Below are 19,394 nucleotides of genomic sequence, written 5' to 3' on the forward strand. Positions count from 1 at the left end.
TCTGTACATCACAAAGTTGCAATCTGCTGTAAATGTATCTATTTTAATGAAAAATATCCCTTGTGTTTGGCATAATAATATTTGAACAACTCGCTATTTGATAAATAAAAACACCTAAAATTCATTTATTTGAGGAGTAATAATTATATTTGCTGAAGATAAACACACTGAGGGCAAGTAGAGCTAAACTAAAGAAAAATTAAAAATTAATAGTCACAATATAATAAGTGTTATGAAAATGAATTTTTGATAAATTTCATCACAACATAAACACTTTTTTAAAGTCAACATCAAGCAGAATACACAGATGCGGATAATTGGACATATCAACAACAAAAGGTACCACCCATGAGTTCCCGCGCACTGCTGTTAGTAAATCGTCATGCTCGCCAAGGGCAAAAGGGTCTATCGGAAGCGATTCAAAGTCTGAAAACATTAGGCTTTGATTTAATTGAGGAGTCTACAGAAGATCCCAAACATCTTGCTGAAGTTATACTTCGCTATAAGGATCGAGTTGAGTTGGTAATTATTGGCGGAGGAGATGGTACTCTCAATGCTGCCGTAGATGCCTTAATTGAGACTCAGTTACCTTTGGGAATCTTGCCTCTGGGAACTGCCAACGATCTAGCGAGAACTTTAGGAATCCCAAATACCCTCAACGAAGCTTGCAAAATTATTGGAGATGGACATTTACAGCGTATCGACTTGGGTTGTGTAAATGGCAAGCACTTTTTTAACGTTGCCAGTATGGGATTAAGTGTAAAAATTACCCAACGACTTACCAAAGAAGTTAAGCGCCGCTGGGGAGTATTTGCCTATGCTGCCACTGCATTGCAAGTGCTTTTGGAAGCCAGACCTTTTACAGCAGAGATTGCAATCAACGGTGAATTGATTCGCGTCAAAACAGTTCAAATTGCAGTCGGTAACGGCCGCTATTACGGTGGTGGTATGGCAGTGGCTGACGATGCCACAATAGACGATCAAAGGCTAGACCTTTATAGTTTGGAGATTGAACACTGGTGGCAGGTTATATTATTACTACCCGCAATGCGAGGAGGGCGACATATACATTGGCAAAGTGTACGCTCCCATCAAGGTCAAGAAATAGAGATACATACTCGCAAACCTCGCCCTATTAATACAGATGGTGAAATCACTACCTACACACCTGCTCATTTTCGGGTTATACCTAAAGCTATAGCTGTTTTTGTACCCCCAGAAAGCAGGAGTTAGGAGTCATTCAATTTTAGATTTTAGATTTTCCTGAAATTCAAAATCTAAAATTGGCAAAGTTTAAAAGTTATTCTCTCTCATCTTCTTCTACTACAAAGTGGGAACTCGCATTAACTCACGCCAAATGCATCTGAGATTTTCTCAAGATATAAAATCCCTGTTGCAACGCCTAGCTGAACAACCGCTGACTCTAGGCGATATTCTGACAGAAACCTCAGAACGGGGTTTTAGTCTGGTAATTACATTATTAGTTTTGCCTTTTTTGCTTCCTATGCCACCGGGATTAACAGGCCCATTTGGTGGTGCTTGTTTACTGTTGTCAGTGCAAATGGTTTTAGGAAGGCGATCGCCTTGGCTACCGAAAAGAATCGCTAACTACAAATTTCCTCGTTCCTTCGCCCAGTTACTTTTGCAAAATTTGGGACGGCTTACCAAAGTTTTCCAGAAAATCGCTCGTCCCCGATTAGCAAAAATAGCTCATAATCCTTTAGTTTGGCGACTTAATGGGTTTTGTATCTCTTTATTAACAGTATTACTAATATTACCAATTCCATTTACAAATCCTATCCCGACTATCGGTATTTTACTTTTAACTGTTGCCACCATCGAATCTGATGGTTTATTAATTTGCATCAGTTACGGTATTACTGCCCTAATTACCTTGCTGTTTGGATTTATTGGTTATGCAGTGTGGTTAGCTCCCAGTTTGCTGCCATCAATATTGAAATAATAAAAGCCTCCAGCTTTTGGCTGAGGGCTGTAAATTCTTAGGGTGCATCTACCATTTATTAATCCGCTTTATTTATTGCCATATCCGGGAAAATTAGACTTTTGAATGAATTTATTTTTTCAGAATAAAAAATATCAGCAATAAAAAAAAGCCCTCAACTAAAAGCTGAAGGCTGTGATTTAATTAAGGTGCATCTACTATTTATATATCCGCTTTAGTTATTGGTGCATCAGGAAGAATTGAAAAAAAAGGATGGCTGTGGAATTGATTTCGTTAGCTAAAACGGTAGTACTGACCTCAATGAGGATTACCTACGGTATTTGACTAGGTAGTCATTGACTAACTTCACATTAATTTTACAATTCTCACAATTTTCCTCTGAATACACAAAGTTTCTGTTAATATCTCTGAATCGATATCCGCAATAGTACGAATTTAGTTTATTAGTTGGGTATATGACTATGAAAGTTAGATACACCCAACTTGATGAAGCGATCGCAATTTCTATTAGCCCTTGCTAGTCTTAGTATTGTCGGGGGAAGCTTTTTTCTGAGAACAACTTTTAGCAGTACTAGCGAGCCTAAAATTATAACTGATACATCACGCTACAAAGAAATTCGTAATCAACTATGGTCTGAAAATGACCAAGTAAAACATTTTCCTAATGAGATTCCCCTTGATGCTAAAGACGTTCGTATTGCTTACTCTCCCAAAGTTTTACAAGGAAGTAGTTTTTTTCAAATTAGGTTGAAAGAGCCACCAAAGAAGATAGAAAAATTACTTTCACAATATAGAAATAGTGCCAAGCACAAATATATAGGTGGTGACACAAACGACCACATAAACCAACCTAACGGTGTGCCGACAACTTTCTTCTATACTAGTGATTCTCCTACAGAATCTTTTCCAGTTACTTATGAAATATTAGTATTAAATACAGATGACAAAGGTAGACCTGGCTTTAAGTGGAATCATGGAGACAGCTACGGCGTTGCTATTAATAGTTCCACTTCAGAAATTATCTATTGGTCTGAAAAATGGTAATTGACAATTCAAAATTAATTTGAATGGCTATCAAAAAAATCATTATTTATGACCGAATTAGACGAAGCCAACGGAAGCAAATATTTTCTCATCTTAAGCATTTGAACTCTAAAATTGTATTTGAGCGATCGCGCCAGGACGCAGAATTAACAGAAAAAATCGACTCGTCTATTCAATATACAGATGAAGAAGATTTAAAAATCTCCCCTATTGGTATATTTGGAGAATTAATATAGTTTCTAAAAGTCACTAAGTGTTGCTTTTACCCTTTTGGATATATCACTTTGGGTAGTTAAAACTTATAGTCAACATAGCTAAGATTTATAAGTGCTTAAAAATTATCTGAATATGTAGAATGTCAACTGCTTTAATTACTGGTGCTTCTAGTGGTATTGGTAAAGCCTTTGCTCAAGAACTAGCTGCACGCAAGACAAATCTTGTACTCGTTGCTCGTTCTGAAGAGAAACTAAACCAATTAGCTAAACAACTACAAGAACAATACAACATTCAAATAGATGTTATAGTAAAAGACCTCACAGAACCTAATGCAGCAGCTAGTGTATTTGATGCCACAAAATCAAAGGGATTAATCATTGACTTATTAGTCAACAATGCTGGTTTTGGTTACTATGGCGATTTTGCTGAAGGAGATGGAGAAAAACAAGTCAAAATCTTACAATTAAACATTTTGGCATTGGTAGATTTAACCCACAAATTTTTACCCTTGATGCGGCAACGTCGTTCTGGAAGTATTATTAACGTATCTTCGATTACCGCATTTCAACCAATACCATACCTTTCTGTTTATGCTGCTAGTAAAGCTTTTATTCTCAGCTTTAGTGAAGCATTATGGGCAGAAAATTATCAGTATGGTGTGCGTATTTTAGTCACTTGTCCAGGGCCAATAGAAACAAACTTTTTTGCAGAAGCTAATTTTCCTCCAGCGCTGGCAGGTAGTACAGATAAAGTTTATTCTTGCGAAAAAGTGGTTAAGGAATCTTTAGAGGCTTTAGAAAAAGGCTATCCAACTGTTATTAGCTCTGATAGTACTACTCAAATTAGAAGCAAATTATCTCGGCTTGTACCGCGCAAACTTCTACTGAATATGTTAGCGAAACGTTTTAAAGCCTAAGTATTAAGTATCTATTTAGGAATAGATACATGATTCATCGCGTCTGTACAAGAGTTTGGAGTTAAATAAACTGATGTATTTAAAACTCCTCACTCCTAACTTTTCACTCCTAACTTATTACATATATCTTGTTAATTGAACTCGGTAACGCTCTTTTTTGGTAACGGCTATTTCTCCAACCTCTAAACGTCCTTTAGAGCGAATGGCGATTAAGTCGCCTGATTTGACTTGAGAACTAGCTTGGGTAACTTCCTTCCAATTGACGCGGACATCACCAGCATCGATGAAATCAACCATTTTGCTGCGGGACATACCAAAACCAGCAGATGCGATCGCATCTAATCTTAAAGAAGCCTCCACAGTAGTTAATTCTTTTTTCTTGGGTTCCCGAACCTTTAATTCTGTTAGCTCAATCTGCTGAGTTTTCACAGGAACCGATCGCACCTGTTTGAGGCTCATTGACAAAAATTCTACCAACTCTGGTGTAACAATCGCCTGCGCCCCTCGTTCTCCTAAGACAATCACATCTCCCGTCTTTTCACGAACAATTCCCGTCCCCAACATTGCGCCTAAAAAGTCGCGGTGAGAGGCGGTATCAAACAGAAAATTACCTGCAATTTCTACAGCTACAAGGCTGACTTGAGATCGATCTAAGGGAAGTTCCGAACGAGCGATCGCTATTCTTTGGCGTTCAGCTTGCGGATATCCACCCCACGCCACCAATTGCACTTCTGTTAATCGGTTAAATACCCTTTGAATTTCTGCCAATTCTGGGGGAGATAGAAAATCTGTCAAAACCACTTCCCAAGTTTTGATTGCTTGCTCTGCTTGATCGATTGCACGAGCTACACTATCTCGATTTTCAACACCTTTTAAAAGTTCTTCTCGTGGCAACATTCTTAAAAATTATCAGTTATTAATTGAGAATTAATTTGCTATAACTATCTTGATTCTAGCTTTAATTCCCATTTCTACAGTTTCTGTCCAGATTGGGTTAGCCTTTCTACTTGAGATTTGTTGGCGATCGCAGCGGCTGACGCTATCTCCAAAGAACAGGAAAGTAACTCAAGCCGCTGTGTGGCGATCTGTAAACTATGATTTATTTAATACACAGTATTTGTATCGGCATAACCTTGCATATTTTCTGGATCGAATTGACGTAATATTTTAGTTGCTTGGCGAGTCAGAGTTTCAGAACCTTGAACGACGACTAAATATTTACCTGCATCTAAGCGGTTGCGATAAGGTAAAGCATCACCACCACCTACAAGTAAACCGACTCCGCCACCGACAAAGACACCACCCATTGCACCACTAGCAGCACCCAGCAGTCCGCCAACAATGTGATTGCCAACTTCACCCGCCCAGGCAAAAGTATCTAAACCAGTAATCAGGCTGAATGTAAAACCTGCAAAAAAGCCAAATGGTATCAGCCAGGTTGCCATCTGTTTTGCTTGCTTTTTAGCTTGATCTTTGGGGTCAATTAAGCCAAACTCGTCAGCCGTTTTATACCCCCTTCCCAAAATAGTGCTGTTAATGCCTTCTTTTTCTAAAGCTAAGTAAGCAGCTTCGGCTTGAATGCGGTCTGGTAATACGGCAACAAGGTAATTCATTGATTTTACAATTTGTCTAATAGAAGTTTTGCCTTAATTAACAGCGTATCAGTCCTGGTGGATTGACCCTCGCATAGACCTCTTGGCAAAAGTGCTTTTTGCACCCAATTCTGAGTTCAAAATCCAAAACGCGAGTAGTATTAGGCTCACATCTTGCACCAAAGCACTACAAGGACTACACAAATGCAGTGGAAGTCTTCCCACAGGCTAGTCTGTCTGCACGGACTAAGGTCAGATTAAGGGCTTTGAAGCCGCTTTGCGTCTATGTTTGCGTAGCCGCGATTTTAATCTCACGATTAAAATATGGGACGATCATTTTAGCAAATCTAGTGGCTCACAAAAATTGTTTACGCCTTGCTTGAGGACATATAGCAAAACTGGCGTTGCCAAAATCTTAGGAAACGTTGGCGTTGTTTTTAGATGTTCCATCATCTTCACAAGAGAAGTATTAAGCAAATCTTCTCGATATTCTGGTTCGCAAACGACCACACGCCATTTTCTAGCCAAGGCATCTAACCACTCGGAATTTGCTCTTTCTGGTTGTTGTCCTGCTCGGATAGCTAGCGTCATCGCTGCATCTTCCAAATCTCCATCACAGTCTTCAATTAAATCCAGCGCTTCCATATCGCTAGGATCGTCTGCCAATTGAGAGCGAAACTGTGCAATTTCTTGAGATGTTACTTTAGTCATGAGTCTTTGACAAGGCAAGCGAGCGAACACTCAGTTATGTTAGTCCAAATTTGACTATAGCGCTTATCTGTTAAGTCCAATACATATCTCACAAAAACAACTCTCAATACTGCTCGGGTTTTGGATTTTTGACTCGGAATTGGATTTGGGGAAAAGGTTAAAGGTTTTTTCTTTCCCCTTTTCCCCAAAACCCGACAAGTATTGAAACAACTCTTACCCTTCAGATTTTGTTGGCGTAATTCTTTAGCGATCGCTAAAGAATGTCTCAAGAATTACAATTTACAATATTGCTTTTTGGACTAAAAAGCCTCATCTTTCCAGTTAATACACTGAATAAATGAGGCTTTTAGCTAGCTTTTTATCAAAAACGTTACTGGAATCTGCGATCCTCTGATAGAAGGTGCAAAGTAGATTACAAAACACAACAGCAGTCAAAAATACTGATTCAGTTGAGTTTCAGCTAATTAGCGGAATGCTCTGAGGGTAACAGACCGTTGTAACTGAGCTAAAGCGCGGTTGTAATCCAAAATTGCTGTAACTCGATTACCTTCAGCTTGTGTGAGGTCGTTTTCAGAGTTAATCACATCAGTTTGAGTACCTACACCAGCTTGGAATCGCAAACGCGCTAGACGTAGAGCTTCCCTGGCTTGTTCTAAAGCTGTATTAGCGGTTTGAACATTCTCCAAACTAGATTGCTGGGTAGAATAAGCTTGTTCTACCTGAAACCGAATTTGGTTGCGCTGTTCAGCAAATTGAGTTTCTGCGATCGCAATATTAGCTCTCTGTTGAGATGCTCTTGCTCTTGCTGCTCCGCCATCAAACAAACTTAGAGTTGCCCTAACTCCGAATGAATAACCATCAGTAACGCTGACATTATCATTGAACTGATCGAGCAGGTCGTAGCTGGCGACCAAACTAACTTGGGGGCCCAGTTCTGCAAGAGCCTGTCTACGCTGTTGCTCACTAGTATTGCGTTGTGCCAAAAACTGTTGCAGTTCCGGACGATTTTGATAAGCCAACACAATACTTTGTTCTAGGGTTGGGTTCCAAAGACCAGCTAATTGTACAGGGTCAGCGGCACTGATATTTATTCCTTGCGGCAAACTTATCCGAGTTGCTAATTGACGACGGGAAATCAACTGCTGGGATCTAGCATTAGTTAAATTTTGTTGGGCATTTGCTAAATTCACCTGCGATCGCAACACATCGAACCGCGTACCAACCCCAGCTCGCTCTAAAGCTTCTGCATCACGCAAACTAGCTTCAGAGTTTACCACAGCCGACTGACTAATGCGTACTTGTTCATCCGCTTGTTGCAAATTGTAGTAGTCTGTGGCAACATTCAAACGGATTGTCTCAGACTGAGTTTCTACGGCAAGCTCATAGTAGCGTACCTGTTCTTCAGCCGCTCTGATGCTAGCTTGCACTCTTCCAGAAGTATAAAGGTTATATGAAAGTTGTGCTTGACCAGAAAAAGATGTACTGGGTCGATCTTGGTTAGCGGCAAACGGTCCGCTTAATTCGTTCTGAAGTTGACCGCTAGAAGACTGACTACGAGTCAGATCCGTGCTAACTCCCAGAGTGGGCAATAAAGCAGCTTGTGCCTCGCGTAGAGCCGCTCGATTGCGTTCTAGCTCCAATAAGGACACCTGTAGATCCCGATTGTTACGCCGTGCCAACTCCAGAGCCTGTGCCAAAGTAATCGGCTGATTTCCTTGAAGTTGCACCTCCTCCGGTTTGGTGGGAAATTGCAGGGGATTTGAGTTAGGAATCAGGTTCTCTGGAATTTGCACCGACCCTGACAGTGCAGGAGTTACGGTTCCTGGCAGAGTAGAAGGTTGCCCTGACCCTGACGGTGCAGGAGTTACGGTTCCTGGCAGAGTAGAAGGTTGCCCCGACCCTGACGGTGCAGGAGTTACGGTTCCTGGCAGAGTAGAAGGTTGCTCCGACCCTGACGGCACAGGAGTTGCAGTTCCTGGCACAGTGATTGGCGTCGAATCCGCCGGAATCGTGGTATTACTCTGAGCCAAGCGACCAATAGCATTTTGTTGTAAGCAGGTGCTTGAGGTTAGCAGCATAGCCAAGGAGTCAGTTTTACTTTTGCTCAACTCCTGTGGACACCTCTGCGCTGACAAAAGTTTTGCTGCTCCTGCACCTGTGGCTGAAGTTTGTAAAAATGTTTGCAACTGAGTAACAGTATTTTTCTTTTGAACCACTGGCTGCTGTGCAGAAGACAGGGACAAAATTTCTTTTTGGACAGAAAGGGGTTTTGAAGTATAGTTGGGAACTAGTATCTTCTTTAATTTCTGCCCAGAAGCACTCGAATTACTCTGTTTTTGGTTCTTTTGAGTTTCGGAAGAATTAGAGGTAGGTGTCAAACTAAAAAATCTACCTTTATCTTTCTTAAGTAGTTGTTTTATTGGCACAACAGTATTTTCAGCCGTAAATACGGGAATACTGTTATTACTTAAAGGTTTCACACTAAGTTTAGTAAAACCCAAAGCAGGTATTAGGGTTGGAACACTAACATTTGCACTGTTAGGCAGTTGCCTATTTTTTATGGTATCCACAACCAAGCCTTGACCATAAGTAGAAGTCAAAACACTAGGAGAAGATGCCAGTTGTATCCCAGTTAGTTTCGCAGTACCAGCCCAAGCAGGCTGAGTTGTTAAAACTGCTGCCGTTACACCAGGTAAGAAGCTATAAAATAATTGCTGTCCTTTCACCGCATCCCTCACACGAAAATCAATCTAGCGGCAGAAAACCTTTCTTCACCACAGAATATAGCACGATACTAAACTTAGGAAAGAATATACTACGATACTAAATTTAGGGTTCGGAACTCTGTTTGTCTTCAAAACGTCTAACAATGCGAGAAAGTTCCGCCTTTTCATCGATATTAACGCGAGTAGGAGCACCGCTGATAATCCGTTCGTAGTTTCGGAAAGAATCTTTAATTTCGGGCCCATCAGCAGTAATATTATACTCACGAATGCCCTTATCATGCCAAGATCCGCGCATTTTGAATACGTTAATTGCCCGCGACATTTCTCCACGAATTTCTACGTACTGTAACATCAGAATTGTATCGGTAATCGTGGAAATGTGAGAGTCAGTAATCGAATGCGCTCCTAGAAATTGGTCGGTTGTGTTGGTAAAAAAACCAGTAATTTCTTCTTGTTTAGCATAACCTGTCACACCAATTACAAACTGCCGAAATGCATTATTCGTAACTCCTCTAGCTAATGCTGATAAAGAATCAATGGCGATTCGAGCAGGTTTGAAAATAGCAATTTCTGATTTAATAATTTGTAAGTGGTCTTCTAAACCAGTTGATTCAGGATAGGTACAAATTATTTTGAGTAAACCTTGATGTTCTAATTCTTCAAAATCAATTCCCCAAGAGGAAGCATTACGAGATAGTTGGGCGCGTGACTCTTCATAAGCAAATAATATCGCCTGTTCTCCATTGAGACAGCCATCTTGAATAAATTTACTTACTAACAGCGTTTTACCAGTACCTGTAGCTCCTGTCGCCAAAATAATTGAATCTTTAAAGAAACCCCCACCGCACATTTCATCTAAAGTTTTGACACCAGAAGATACCCTGACATTAGAAGAACGTTGAGTCAAGCGCATTGCTCCGAGTGGGAAGATGTTAACTCCTTCATTAGTAATTGTGAAAGGATACTCGCCTTTCATGTGAGTTGTGCCGCGCAACTTGAGAATTTCAATTGTGCGACGGCGGCGTTCTCCTTCTAAAGCGTTGCGAACAATTACTACATTATCGGAAACAAATTCTTCCACTCCAAAAGAGGCAACGGGTCCATATTCTTCACTACGCTCAGTGGTAATTAGAGTGGTGACACTTAGTAGTTTGAGGCGTGCTACCAGGCGAAAAATTTCGCGTCGCACAACTCCCATCGCTTCATACTGCTGAAATACTGCTGTTATTGAGTCGATTGAAACTCGTTTAGCTTTATATTTGCGGATGGCATATTGCAAGCGTTCAATGAGTGCAGAAAGGTCAAAATTTCCTACGATATCTTGACCTTCTGGATCGGGAGAAGCATCAAGAATAAACAACTTGCCTTCTTCAATTAAGCGGGGTAAGTTCCAACCAAAAATATTGGCATTTTTAATAATATCACTCGGTGATTCTTCAAAGGTTACAAATACTCCTGGTTCATCAAAGTAGGTGATACCATTATAGAGAAACTGAAGAGAGAATAAGGTTTTGCCTGTGCCAGATGTACCACTAATCAAGGTAGTTCTCCCAATTGGTAAACCACCATGACTAATATCGTCAAACCCTTCGATCATCGTCCGAATTTTTTCTACACCCCTAATTATCGGTGGTTGTTTTGGTTCTACTTGCTCGTTTTCACTCATTGCTTGATAACAAAAGGGGATTAAAACCTGTTTTTTTATTACTAAAGTTTTGACTTAATTTTTTATGATTAAAAATTTACTCTTCAAAGTCTTCTTCACTCAGTTCTTCATAGAGCAAATCCAATCCAATCAACACTCTTTCTCTATCTGAAAGATCCCCAATAATTTTGCGAACGGGTGGAGGCAAAATTTTAGATAATGTTGGTGTGGCCAGTATTTTATCTTCTTCCGCCAGTTGTGGGCTTTTCAGTACATCGATTACTTTTAAAGCATAAACTCCTTCAAACTCCTGTTCTAAAATATCTTTTAGTGTTTTTAATGCCCTAACTGAATTAGGAGTGTTACCTGCTACGTAAAGCTTGAGAACGTAGGTTTTTCTGGCTTTATTCATATACTTAATAACTAGTCATAAATAGAGGAATACAATATTTTTCCATGCATCGTTACTCACTCACAGTTGTAGCTTGTTCCAAGTTGAACACAAAGCAATAAATTTAATTTATTTTATCTAGAAATCGAATTCCTATAGACTTCGCACAGGTGAGCTAAGATATCTATTAACGTTAGGCGGTAGTCAAGTAAAGTTTCATTGCTCCTACCTTCTAATTTTAGCTGGTTAGAAAATTCTTCAATTATATCCATGTGAATTTCGATTATTTGGGGCACAGGAATATTAGCATAAAATATAGTATTGATAAATTTATCAATTTTATCTTTGAGTGTTTTGTCTGTAGTAAAATAATCTATAAGAATCACGCTATAATCTATTTTAAGCTGTCTTAATAATGCTTCTCTTTCTGCCGGAGTCATCTCCTGAAAATACTGCTGGCTTTTTTGCATCTGACTGGCAAATACATAAACGTACTGAAGAGTGTATGCCTTACTTGGATTTAGTAGCAGCCAATTTGGTAAATAGTTGATTGTTCCAGAGCTTGTTACAGCAACAGGTAAGTAGCAAAATTGGGCAATAATTGCGTTTATCCATTGCCCCACCCACGTACTCAAACCTTTTAGGTTGGCTAAGTTAACTGGATTATTTAAGCATCTGTTAAGATTAGATTGCAGAATCAATATCGGTAATAACATCTATTCTTGAATATATCTCCTCGATCGCCCTGACCAATCAACATGGGCTGATAAGTTTGGCTAACGCTTAGTAGGGAAATACTGCGTGTGCAGTAAACTACTGATTTAACCCCAAAATAACGCTCTATGCAAGCAGATAGTGCTAGGCACTCAACATTTTAGTGGAGCAACTAACTGGTAAAACTTAGTAGGTCTTTGATGATGAAGTATCCGTCGGCATTGCAAGACACAATATTTAACTCATGATTTACATATCTATGTATATAAATAGATAGATTTTTTTATTTTGCTCCTTGATAAGATACTTAAACGAACTTAAAGGATTGTCGCATTCCAAATCATTATAATTCCTCAAGGTTCTAAAGCGAATCTTTGGGGCCATAATTGTTTTAGCCGTCGCTATCGATGAGGAGTTTAAATACCAGTAAGACACTGGGGAGGCTGGCTAGTTGCTAAAAATTAGAAACGTCGCCTCTTGGAAAAATGCACTTGTTTGCAATTCCCGTGTCCGTTAGGGGAAATCCCGTTGTTTTAATGGCGTTGAAATAACCAGAGTTGCTTATATGAGTCTTCTTAGAGGATATGACTTCAGGCGAAAAGACCATCAACTGGCAGATGGAAATGCCGGAGGGTTCCACAGGAAGAATGACCCCAAAATCCCTATGTTAATGCTAGATTACCCGCTTTATGACTTTCAGGCAACCGTACCTAGCTGCCCCCAAACAAGTTCTCTGGCAGTGGTGTTGGAGATTTTTGAGCAAGAGCAGTGCGATCGCTTGGTAGTAGTGAATCAACAGCAATGCCCGATCGGATTGCTGTATTCTGCCCGTTTAATCCCAAAATTATTAGCCCAAAGTGACGATAAAAATCTAAATTTACAATCGCTTTCTACCTGGGGTCAGGGTCTAATTGAGCCAATACAGACAATATCAGCTTATGAGCGTGTAGAGCAATTAAGCTTGCGCTGGTGCGATTCACAAGTCGAAAAACCCCAAAACTTAGATTGGGCGCTGATTGACTCCGAGGGTCGATATTTGGGGCTATTGGATAGTTCGCGCCTATTGCGATCGCTAGCTCAGGAACGGATGGCTGGCTTACAAAAGTCTAGCGAACATCGTCATGAGTATGATGGTGCGCCAAATGAACCCAAGTCATTAAAACACCAGCCACTGGTACACTTGCTAGAAAGATTGCCTTGGGCTTTGATGTTGCAAACGGGTACTGGCGAGGTAATAGCGCGAAATCCCGCCTGGTGGCAGCAATTAGGAAGCTTAAAAGATCCAGAAGGAGTTAGGCAACAGGTGGAGGCAATACTTGCCCCTAAACGCTCCGAAATAGCAGAATATGCCACCCAACCAGCAATCAAGGTTCATCCCAATGGTAGGGATGAGCATAGTGGTGAAGAAGAACTGATTGGGCAAGAAACATCAGGTGATACTGCATATAGCCGATGCTATTTAGATAGTCAAGTGGGTACTTGTACTTGCGTTGTCGAAGTGCAAAATGGTCAAGAGCGAATCTGGCAGTTTGCCAAAATTCCCTTAGATAGTCCTGAATTTCAAGCGATCGGTGCCCAGGAAATTGCACTCAGCACTGATTTGTGGTTGGTTTTAGCTACTGATGTCACAGAACAGCAGCAACTTTGTAAAGAACTAGCAGCAAAAAATGCCGATTTAATTCAACTAAATCGGTTAAAAGACGAGTTTTTAGCTTGTATTAGTCATGAACTCAAAACTCCCCTAACTGCCGTTTTGGGATTATCGCGCTTGCTAGTGGATCAGCAGTTGGGAGAACTCAACGAGCGTCAAGCCCGTTATGCAGGACTGATTCATCAAAGCGGACGCCACCTGATGAGTGTGGTGAATGACATTTTAGATTTGACTCGGATGGAAACGGGACAAATGGATTTGACGCTGACTCCGGTGAAAATTCGGGCTGTGTGCGATCGCGCCCTATCGGAAGCTAAAGCGATCCACACTCAAACCACCAAAGCGACATCTACCCCGCCACCTGCAAATGCCCGTTCATCTGCTCCTCAATTCTGTCTTTCCATTGAACTAGGTTTAGATCAGATGGTGGCAGACGAATTGCGCTTACGCCAGATGCTAGTACACCTACTTTCCAACGCTTTTAAATTCACCGAAATATCTGGCGAAATTGGGCTGCGGGTAAGTCGTTGGGAAGGATGGATTGCCTTTACAGTTTGGGATACAGGAATTGGTATTCCCGAACACCAGCAACACTTAATCTTTCAAAAATTCCAACAATTAGAAAATCCCCTCACCCGGCAATTTGAAGGCACTGGCTTAGGGCTAGTATTAACTCGCGCCTTGGCTCGCCTCCACGGAGGAGATGTCAGTTTCTTATCGCGTGAAGGTAAAGGTAGCCAGTTTACCCTACTTCTGCCACCCAGTCCCCCGAAAACAGGCTTTTCGGAACCAGATATGGGAATCAGAGAAGACGAGGAAACACGATATCAATTAACACGGGAAAACTCCGCAGCCGCTCGTCAGCAAGTTAGTACGCCCATACAGCATCATCTTGCGAGTTCGCAACGGTTGGTCTTGGTAGTCGAGGCAGTAGCTCGATATATTGAAGATTTGACCGAACAACTCAAAGGTTTAGGATATCGGGTAGTGATTGCGCGATCGGGGACAGAAGCAGTTGAAAAAGCGCGGCGCTTGCAACCAATAGCAATATTTTTGAATCCGTTGCTACCCCTGCTATCAGGCTGGGATGTACTAACTTTACTAAAATCTGACACCGCAACCCGTCATATATCTGTAATTGTCACCGCAACGGCAGCCGAAAAGGAGCAAGCATTTGCTAACCGAGCCGATGGTTTCTTAAGTTTGCCAGTAGAGCATCAGGTTTTAGCACCGGTTCTCGAAAAATTATGTACTGTACAAGCAGTTCCGCAGATAGGGTTAAATAATAGTGCAATTATCCCAACAAAAACCCCACTGCGAATTCTCAGGTTGGTGAATCCCCAGTTAGAATCGGTCAATCCTCACCCCTCACTTCGAGAACACCGAGTGATTGAAGTAGATGACCTAGATCAGGCAGAACTTTTGGCGCGGGTATGGCAATTTGATGTGATTTTGCTAGATGTCGAAAGTACCACCGCTCAAATTTATTTGCAACAACTAATTGGACATCCGCGTTTAGCAGCTATACCACTGGTTACTTGCGATGTTGCAACTACCCTAATCGCTTCTAAAATACCAGGGTTATCTGTATTTCCTTACTTGACACCATTTGCGAAAGATAACAGCAGTCGCACCGAGAAAACAGATGCTTTACTATCAGTACTAGAAATTGCTTCTGGTATTTGCTGCCCTCCCAACATCTTAGTAGTGGATTTAACAATGCTACGGGATTTCCCCCAGGTAAGACGTAAACCAGCTAAGGGTTATCGGACAGAAAAAAATTGCTCAATTAGTAGTGAAACCGCTCAACGGGGATCTGAATGGTTCCAAGCTTTAATTCAATACCTGCAAACAGCAGGCTTCAAAGCGGCGATGAGTCCTTGTTGGGCAGAAGTGTTGCAACAGATTCGCCACGAAAGCGTTGACTTACTGCTAATTTGTTTAGGAGAAACCTCTATTCATAAAGATGTGCTCAAAGCACTGAAAACATTAGGAAATTCGCCTTTAAAGTTGCCACCAATTTTGGTACTCAATCAGCGATTAAATCGCTCACAAACCAGTTTCCAGGATGGAGTAGCCGATCGGGAAATTGACAAGCAGAAGAAGAATAGTGTGGAATCGATAGAAACTGTTGTTGGTGCGATCGCTACCCAAGTATTACCGCGATCGATATCAATGGAAGACCTATTAACCCAGATCAATCAAGCTTTAGCTATCAATGGTTACAATCACAAATGTTAATGGAACCATCGATCGTTGGTTCTTTGTCATTAGTCATTTGTCCTTCGTCCTTTGTGAATAACCAATAACTAAGGACTAATGACTACTAATGACTAATGACAAATTATGATATATCTATTTTTTGATTCTTCATTTTCTTAAAAGGAACTCGAACCAAGTTATAAGCACCCTTGGTTGATAAATTCTTGTAATCATCTGGTTGTAAGTCCATTTGTAAAAACTTTTTCTGTTCGGCTAACAGTAGCACTGAGGAAGGTTTTAGTCCTTTAGCAGCCTGGTTTTTAATATGCTCTACAGCCTCTTGGGGAAATTTTAAATAATTTACGTGGATGTGGCTGTAAAATACCACACTCGGCTTTTTGAAGCCAAGCATAATCAATTCTTCGTTTGGTTGTTTTGTTTCTAGAATGACCGCAGACAATTCCCTTAAGGGTAATTGACGTTCTCGATCGATAAAGAACGAAGCAGGCGTTAAGACAAAAATTACAAACGCCACAAACCCGATTAAATTAATACCGATAATGTAGTTCCAGCGGCGACTCAATAATAAACCCGCGACCAAAACAGCAGAAACTAGCCAAATTATACCGGCGATTACTGGTAAACCAGATTGTTCAATTAGTTCGTGGAAGTTACTGATCGCTGGATCGGTACCTAATATGTGGGTGATATTGAGCAGTGCTGTTGCCAGAATTGATAAAAATACTACATTCACCCAACCACTTATTCGCAGCAAAGACGCGGAGATAGGCAAAGTGGGAGAGGGAGAAACAGGAATTGTTTGCCGTGTCTTTGTATCTGAAAAAACGTCGCTCCACAACAAGGCTACCAGGATTGCTGCTGCTGGCATTAAAGGTAATACGTAGCTAGGGAGTTTAGTAACGGCAATGCAAAAAAAGCTAAAGATGCTAGCAAACCAGAACCAGGCAAATAAACCAAATTGCTGAAAACGTTCAACAGATCGCCAATGCGATCGCTGCCAAAACTTTAGTCTGATTATAGAAGCTGGTAAATACACTGAGTATGGTGCAAAACCCAACAGCACGACTACAAAGTAAAAATACCAAGGTGCTGAGTGACCATTAACTACTTCTGTAAAGCGTTCCAGGTTGTGATAACCAAAAAAGGAGTTAATGTAATTCCAGCCATTGCGCCAAATTACTAAAGCATACCAAGGCACTGACAAAGCGATAATTATCAGCATACCTACAAGAAGGTGCATTTCCCGCAACACCTCTCGCATTTTACCCACGTAAAGCAAAAAGGCAGCAACAATTAGCCCCGGCAAAACAATTCCCACTGGCCCTTTGGTCAAAATTGCACCAGCAATCAGCACATAAAAAGCTAAGTACCACTTATTAGGGAATAGGGCAGAAGAGGCAGAGGGGCGGGGGGCAGTGGGTAGAGGAGAGGAATTTTCCCCCTGCTCCCTGCTCCCTGCTCCCCTGCTCCCTTCCTTCCCTGCGTACCCTAGAAAGAAACATAACAAAGCCGATGCCATACATCCGGTGAGCAGCATATCAGAGACACCTGTTCTCGCCCAAATAATAATTTCGGGATTGAGTGCCATCAACGCTGCCGCTATAAAAGATGTTAAGTAACGACGAGTAGGACGTGAAACTTGCTCTAATTCGTCTTGTTTAGCCAAATACCACTGGATGGTGTAAAAAGCTAAACAAACTAAGCCGAATGCGGCGATCGCAGAAGGAAGGCGTACTGCCCATTCATTCACGCCAATCAGATGATATGCGATCGCCTGACACCAGTAAATTAAAGCAGGTTTATCGAAACGAGTGTCACCATTGAAAAATGGGGTAATCCAATCACCTGTAACGTACATCTGGCGAGAAGCTTCGGCAAAAAGCGGCTCTGTCTCATCAATTAAGCCAATGTTGCCCAAATTCCACCCAAAAGCCACCCAACCAACCACTATCAACCACAAAATCGACACAGTTAGGCTCAGGGCTGGATTTTTTGCTATTTTGTTGAACCACCGATCAACAGTGTGCTTAACACTCAATTTCATTCTCATTTAGTCAATAGTCAACAATCACTAATCAATAGTCGTTGGTTATCTATCTTTTGTTCTTCGGAGTTTTTAATTCAACAATTTTCCTCTATCCATTACTTAACACTTTACCAACTGTAGGGTAAGGATGTAAAAATAAAGGTTTGAGCATATTTATTAGACTTCTTGGCATTGTGGGAAAAGGGTAAGGGGAAAAGGTTCTGTATTGTCCCCTTACCCTTTAACCAAAACCTTTTCCCCCAAGAGTGCAAAAAGCACTTCTGCAATAAGTCTATTGACTCAGCACAAGTTGCCATTCTCTATTTTGGGAATTCCACTTAGGTAATTGAGTTTCGCCAATAATATAAGGGCCCCAGTAACGACGGGAACCATCTTGTGCAAAAGCAACTAAAACATCTCCTTTTTCCAGCTTTAAATTATTTTGAGGTAGAGATAGAACCAGTCCCTTCTCACTACCTTCTTCGGGAGCAAAATCCCAATGTGCCGGTACATCGTAGTGAGTTTGTTTTTTACTAGCTCCTTTTGCTACTGACTCTCTTGCCAGTAGAACTAGCCGCACAGGCTGATTTGTTTGATTGCTCATTCGCAAAGTACCTCGATCCTTGGCAATGCTTGTTGATTTATCACGCTCTGCCAAGACAGGATAAGTATTCTCTTTACTGCTATGTTCTACTCGATTGGTTGGGGTAGGTACTGGAGTAGATAGGCTAGTGGAAATACTTTTTTCAGGTACAACCGAAGTTGTATGCCACTCTTGAGTTTCTGTTGGCAGTTGTGAAGATGTATCTGGGTTTGTATCTGGTTTGGTGGACTCAAAGGATACGCTCAGTCCCAGGCATCCCACCAGAGCAACAAGCAGTCCCAAGCACAAAGCTGTAATACCGACGTTACGATACACTGAAGATTTCATATTGATAGTTATTTAGAAATAAATATTTTGTCTAGGCTTGACCAAATAGTAGCCTATTATCCCAAAAGGCAATCACACAAAACAGCCGAATATAGACTTTCCTCAAATTAGGAATAGGAATGTATGATAAATATCGTTTTGATTAGAAAACATTTGCAGGATATAATCTCTTTGATGTTTGAAAAACAAGAGATACAGACATCCATTACTTTGGTTTTTAACCGTAAGTATGGATAAAAAAAAGATAAATTTATACCTGTTGAACCAATTCCTTTCTATAAAAAAAATAAAAGTTTCCTGAAACCGTTAGCAGCCTCAACAAGGCGTCTTTTGCTAAACGTCAGTCCTTAGAGATCCTCCTTTCTAAATCTACGCAAGTTTATTCTCCTGTTGGGAGACCCTACGAGGAGCTTACTTCCATACATGAATACAAGTCAGCAAACGCGCTTAACGAACTAGCTTCCTTAAAAAAGGGGAATTTTGAATGATTTTCCCATTTTTTCAGGCTTGCTCGTGAGGATCAAACTAAATATTTATTTTTTCCAAACATCCTCTAAGAAACTGTACTTCTGAAGAAGATGATAGAATAGTCAAATTTGAATAAACACTGCAATTCCAGTAGATATCTACAATAGTAACAAACAA

Annotated in this window: 15 protein-coding genes; 6 read left to right on the forward strand and 9 right to left on the reverse strand. The window is 40.8% G+C overall.

The genetic code is table 11. From position 1 onward, the window contains the following. Window positions 1-348: 348 nt before the first annotated feature. The 5 genes from RM368_RS02990 to RM368_RS03010 all read left to right on the forward strand — a co-directional run bounded on the left by RM368_RS02990 (window position 349) and on the right by RM368_RS03010 (window position 4,139). The gene (locus tag RM368_RS02990) at window positions 349-1,233 is read left to right on the forward strand and encodes a lipid kinase (RefSeq protein ID WP_322692674.1); all 885 of its coding nucleotides are present in this window, start codon (window positions 349-351) and stop codon (window positions 1,231-1,233) included. Between the two features lie 124 nt (window positions 1,234-1,357). Beyond that, window positions 1,358-1,963, forward strand: a complete 606-nt coding sequence (locus tag RM368_RS02995; RefSeq protein ID WP_322692675.1) for an exopolysaccharide biosynthesis protein — start codon at window positions 1,358-1,360, stop codon at window positions 1,961-1,963. Between the two features lie 486 nt (window positions 1,964-2,449). Next, entirely contained in the window at window positions 2,450-3,007 is a 558-nt protein-coding gene (locus tag RM368_RS03000) for a hypothetical protein (RefSeq protein ID WP_322692676.1), read from the forward strand. A gap of 23 nt (window positions 3,008-3,030) precedes the next feature. Then, a complete protein-coding gene (locus tag RM368_RS03005) occupies window positions 3,031-3,243 on the forward strand; it encodes a hypothetical protein (protein WP_322692677.1) in 213 nt (70 codons plus the stop codon). A gap of 119 nt (window positions 3,244-3,362) precedes the next feature. Beyond that, window positions 3,363-4,139, forward strand: a complete 777-nt coding sequence (locus tag RM368_RS03010) for an SDR family oxidoreductase (protein ID WP_322692678.1) — start codon at window positions 3,363-3,365, stop codon at window positions 4,137-4,139. A gap of 117 nt (window positions 4,140-4,256) precedes the next feature. On the opposite strand, the gene RM368_RS03015 is transcribed toward RM368_RS03010, so the two are convergent. The 7 genes from RM368_RS03015 to RM368_RS03045 form a co-directional block, all read right to left on the reverse strand. After that, complete coding sequence (locus tag RM368_RS03015; RefSeq protein WP_322692679.1) at window positions 4,257-5,036, reverse strand: photosystem II S4 domain protein; 780 nt, start codon at window positions 5,034-5,036, stop codon at window positions 4,257-4,259. Between the two features lie 206 nt (window positions 5,037-5,242). Then, window positions 5,243-5,752, reverse strand: a complete 510-nt coding sequence (locus RM368_RS03020; RefSeq protein WP_322692680.1) for a hypothetical protein — start codon at window positions 5,750-5,752, stop codon at window positions 5,243-5,245. A gap of 312 nt (window positions 5,753-6,064) precedes the next feature. Next, a complete protein-coding gene (locus RM368_RS03025) occupies window positions 6,065-6,442 on the reverse strand; it encodes a hypothetical protein (protein ID WP_322670819.1) in 378 nt (125 codons plus the stop codon). Between the two features lie 464 nt (window positions 6,443-6,906). Further along, window positions 6,907-9,168 carry a TolC family protein gene (locus RM368_RS03030; RefSeq protein ID WP_322692681.1) on the reverse strand — a complete coding sequence of 754 codons (2,262 nt, stop codon included), beginning with the start codon at window positions 9,166-9,168 and terminating at the stop codon, window positions 6,907-6,909. 103 nt (window positions 9,169-9,271) lie between these two features. Continuing rightward, the gene (gene kaiC / locus RM368_RS03035) at window positions 9,272-10,834 is read right to left on the reverse strand and encodes a circadian clock protein KaiC (protein ID WP_322692682.1); all 1,563 of its coding nucleotides are present in this window, start codon (window positions 10,832-10,834) and stop codon (window positions 9,272-9,274) included. Window positions 10,835-10,910: 76 nt separating this feature from the next. Beyond that, window positions 10,911-11,225 (reverse strand): circadian clock protein KaiB, encoded by a 315-nt coding sequence (kaiB, locus tag RM368_RS03040; RefSeq protein ID WP_099099291.1) that lies wholly within the window; start codon window positions 11,223-11,225, stop codon window positions 10,911-10,913. A 113-nt stretch (window positions 11,226-11,338) separates the two neighbouring features. Continuing rightward, window positions 11,339-11,920: a KaiA family protein gene (locus tag RM368_RS03045; RefSeq protein ID WP_322692683.1), complete on the reverse strand. Its 582-nt coding sequence runs from the start codon at window positions 11,918-11,920 to the stop codon at window positions 11,339-11,341. Window positions 11,921-12,582: 662 nt separating this feature from the next. On the opposite strand from RM368_RS03045, the gene RM368_RS03050 reads away from it, so the two are divergent. Continuing rightward, window positions 12,583-15,810 carry a hybrid sensor histidine kinase/response regulator gene (locus tag RM368_RS03050; RefSeq protein WP_322692781.1) on the forward strand — a complete coding sequence of 1,076 codons (3,228 nt, stop codon included), beginning with the start codon at window positions 12,583-12,585 and terminating at the stop codon, window positions 15,808-15,810. Window positions 15,811-15,913: 103 nt separating this feature from the next. Here RM368_RS03050 and RM368_RS03055 read toward each other — a convergent pair whose 3' ends face one another. Further along, window positions 15,914-17,842 (reverse strand): glycosyltransferase family 39 protein, encoded by a 1,929-nt coding sequence (locus RM368_RS03055; RefSeq protein ID WP_322692684.1) that lies wholly within the window; start codon window positions 17,840-17,842, stop codon window positions 15,914-15,916. A 268-nt stretch (window positions 17,843-18,110) separates the two neighbouring features. Then, window positions 18,111-18,749: a hypothetical protein gene (locus tag RM368_RS03060; RefSeq protein WP_322692685.1), complete on the reverse strand. Its 639-nt coding sequence runs from the start codon at window positions 18,747-18,749 to the stop codon at window positions 18,111-18,113. Window positions 18,750-19,394: the final 645 nt, after the last annotated feature.

Source organism: Nostoc sp. DedSLP03, from assembly GCF_034530815.1.
Classification (GTDB): domain Bacteria; phylum Cyanobacteriota; class Cyanobacteriia; order Cyanobacteriales; family Nostocaceae; genus Nostoc.

Bases quoted from the DNA above. Each gene is read 5' to 3' on its own strand.
- RM368_RS02990 (WP_322692674.1), top strand. From the start codon at position 349: ATGAGTTCCCGCGCACTGCTGTTAGTAAATCGTCATGCTCGCCAAGGG.
- RM368_RS02995 (WP_322692675.1), top strand. From the start codon at position 1,358: ATGCATCTGAGATTTTCTCAAGATATAAAATCCCTGTTGCAACGCCTA.
- RM368_RS03000 (WP_322692676.1), top strand. From the start codon at position 2,450: ATGAAGCGATCGCAATTTCTATTAGCCCTTGCTAGTCTTAGTATTGTC.
- RM368_RS03005 (WP_322692677.1), top strand. From the start codon at position 3,031: ATGGCTATCAAAAAAATCATTATTTATGACCGAATTAGACGAAGCCAA.
- RM368_RS03010 (WP_322692678.1), top strand. From the start codon at position 3,363: ATGTCAACTGCTTTAATTACTGGTGCTTCTAGTGGTATTGGTAAAGCC.
- RM368_RS03015 (WP_322692679.1), bottom strand. From the start codon at position 5,036: ATGTTGCCACGAGAAGAACTTTTAAAAGGTGTTGAAAATCGAGATAGT.
- RM368_RS03020 (WP_322692680.1), bottom strand. From the start codon at position 5,752: ATGAATTACCTTGTTGCCGTATTACCAGACCGCATTCAAGCCGAAGCT.
- RM368_RS03025 (WP_322670819.1), bottom strand. From the start codon at position 6,442: ATGACTAAAGTAACATCTCAAGAAATTGCACAGTTTCGCTCTCAATTG.
- kaiC (WP_322692682.1), bottom strand. From the start codon at position 10,834: ATGAGTGAAAACGAGCAAGTAGAACCAAAACAACCACCGATAATTAGG.
- kaiB (WP_099099291.1), bottom strand. From the start codon at position 11,225: ATGAATAAAGCCAGAAAAACCTACGTTCTCAAGCTTTACGTAGCAGGT.
- RM368_RS03045 (WP_322692683.1), bottom strand. From the start codon at position 11,920: ATGTTATTACCGATATTGATTCTGCAATCTAATCTTAACAGATGCTTA.
- RM368_RS03050 (WP_322692781.1), top strand. From the start codon at position 12,583: ATGTTAATGCTAGATTACCCGCTTTATGACTTTCAGGCAACCGTACCT.
- RM368_RS03055 (WP_322692684.1), bottom strand. From the start codon at position 17,842: ATGAGAATGAAATTGAGTGTTAAGCACACTGTTGATCGGTGGTTCAAC.
- RM368_RS03060 (WP_322692685.1), bottom strand. From the start codon at position 18,749: ATGAAATCTTCAGTGTATCGTAACGTCGGTATTACAGCTTTGTGCTTG.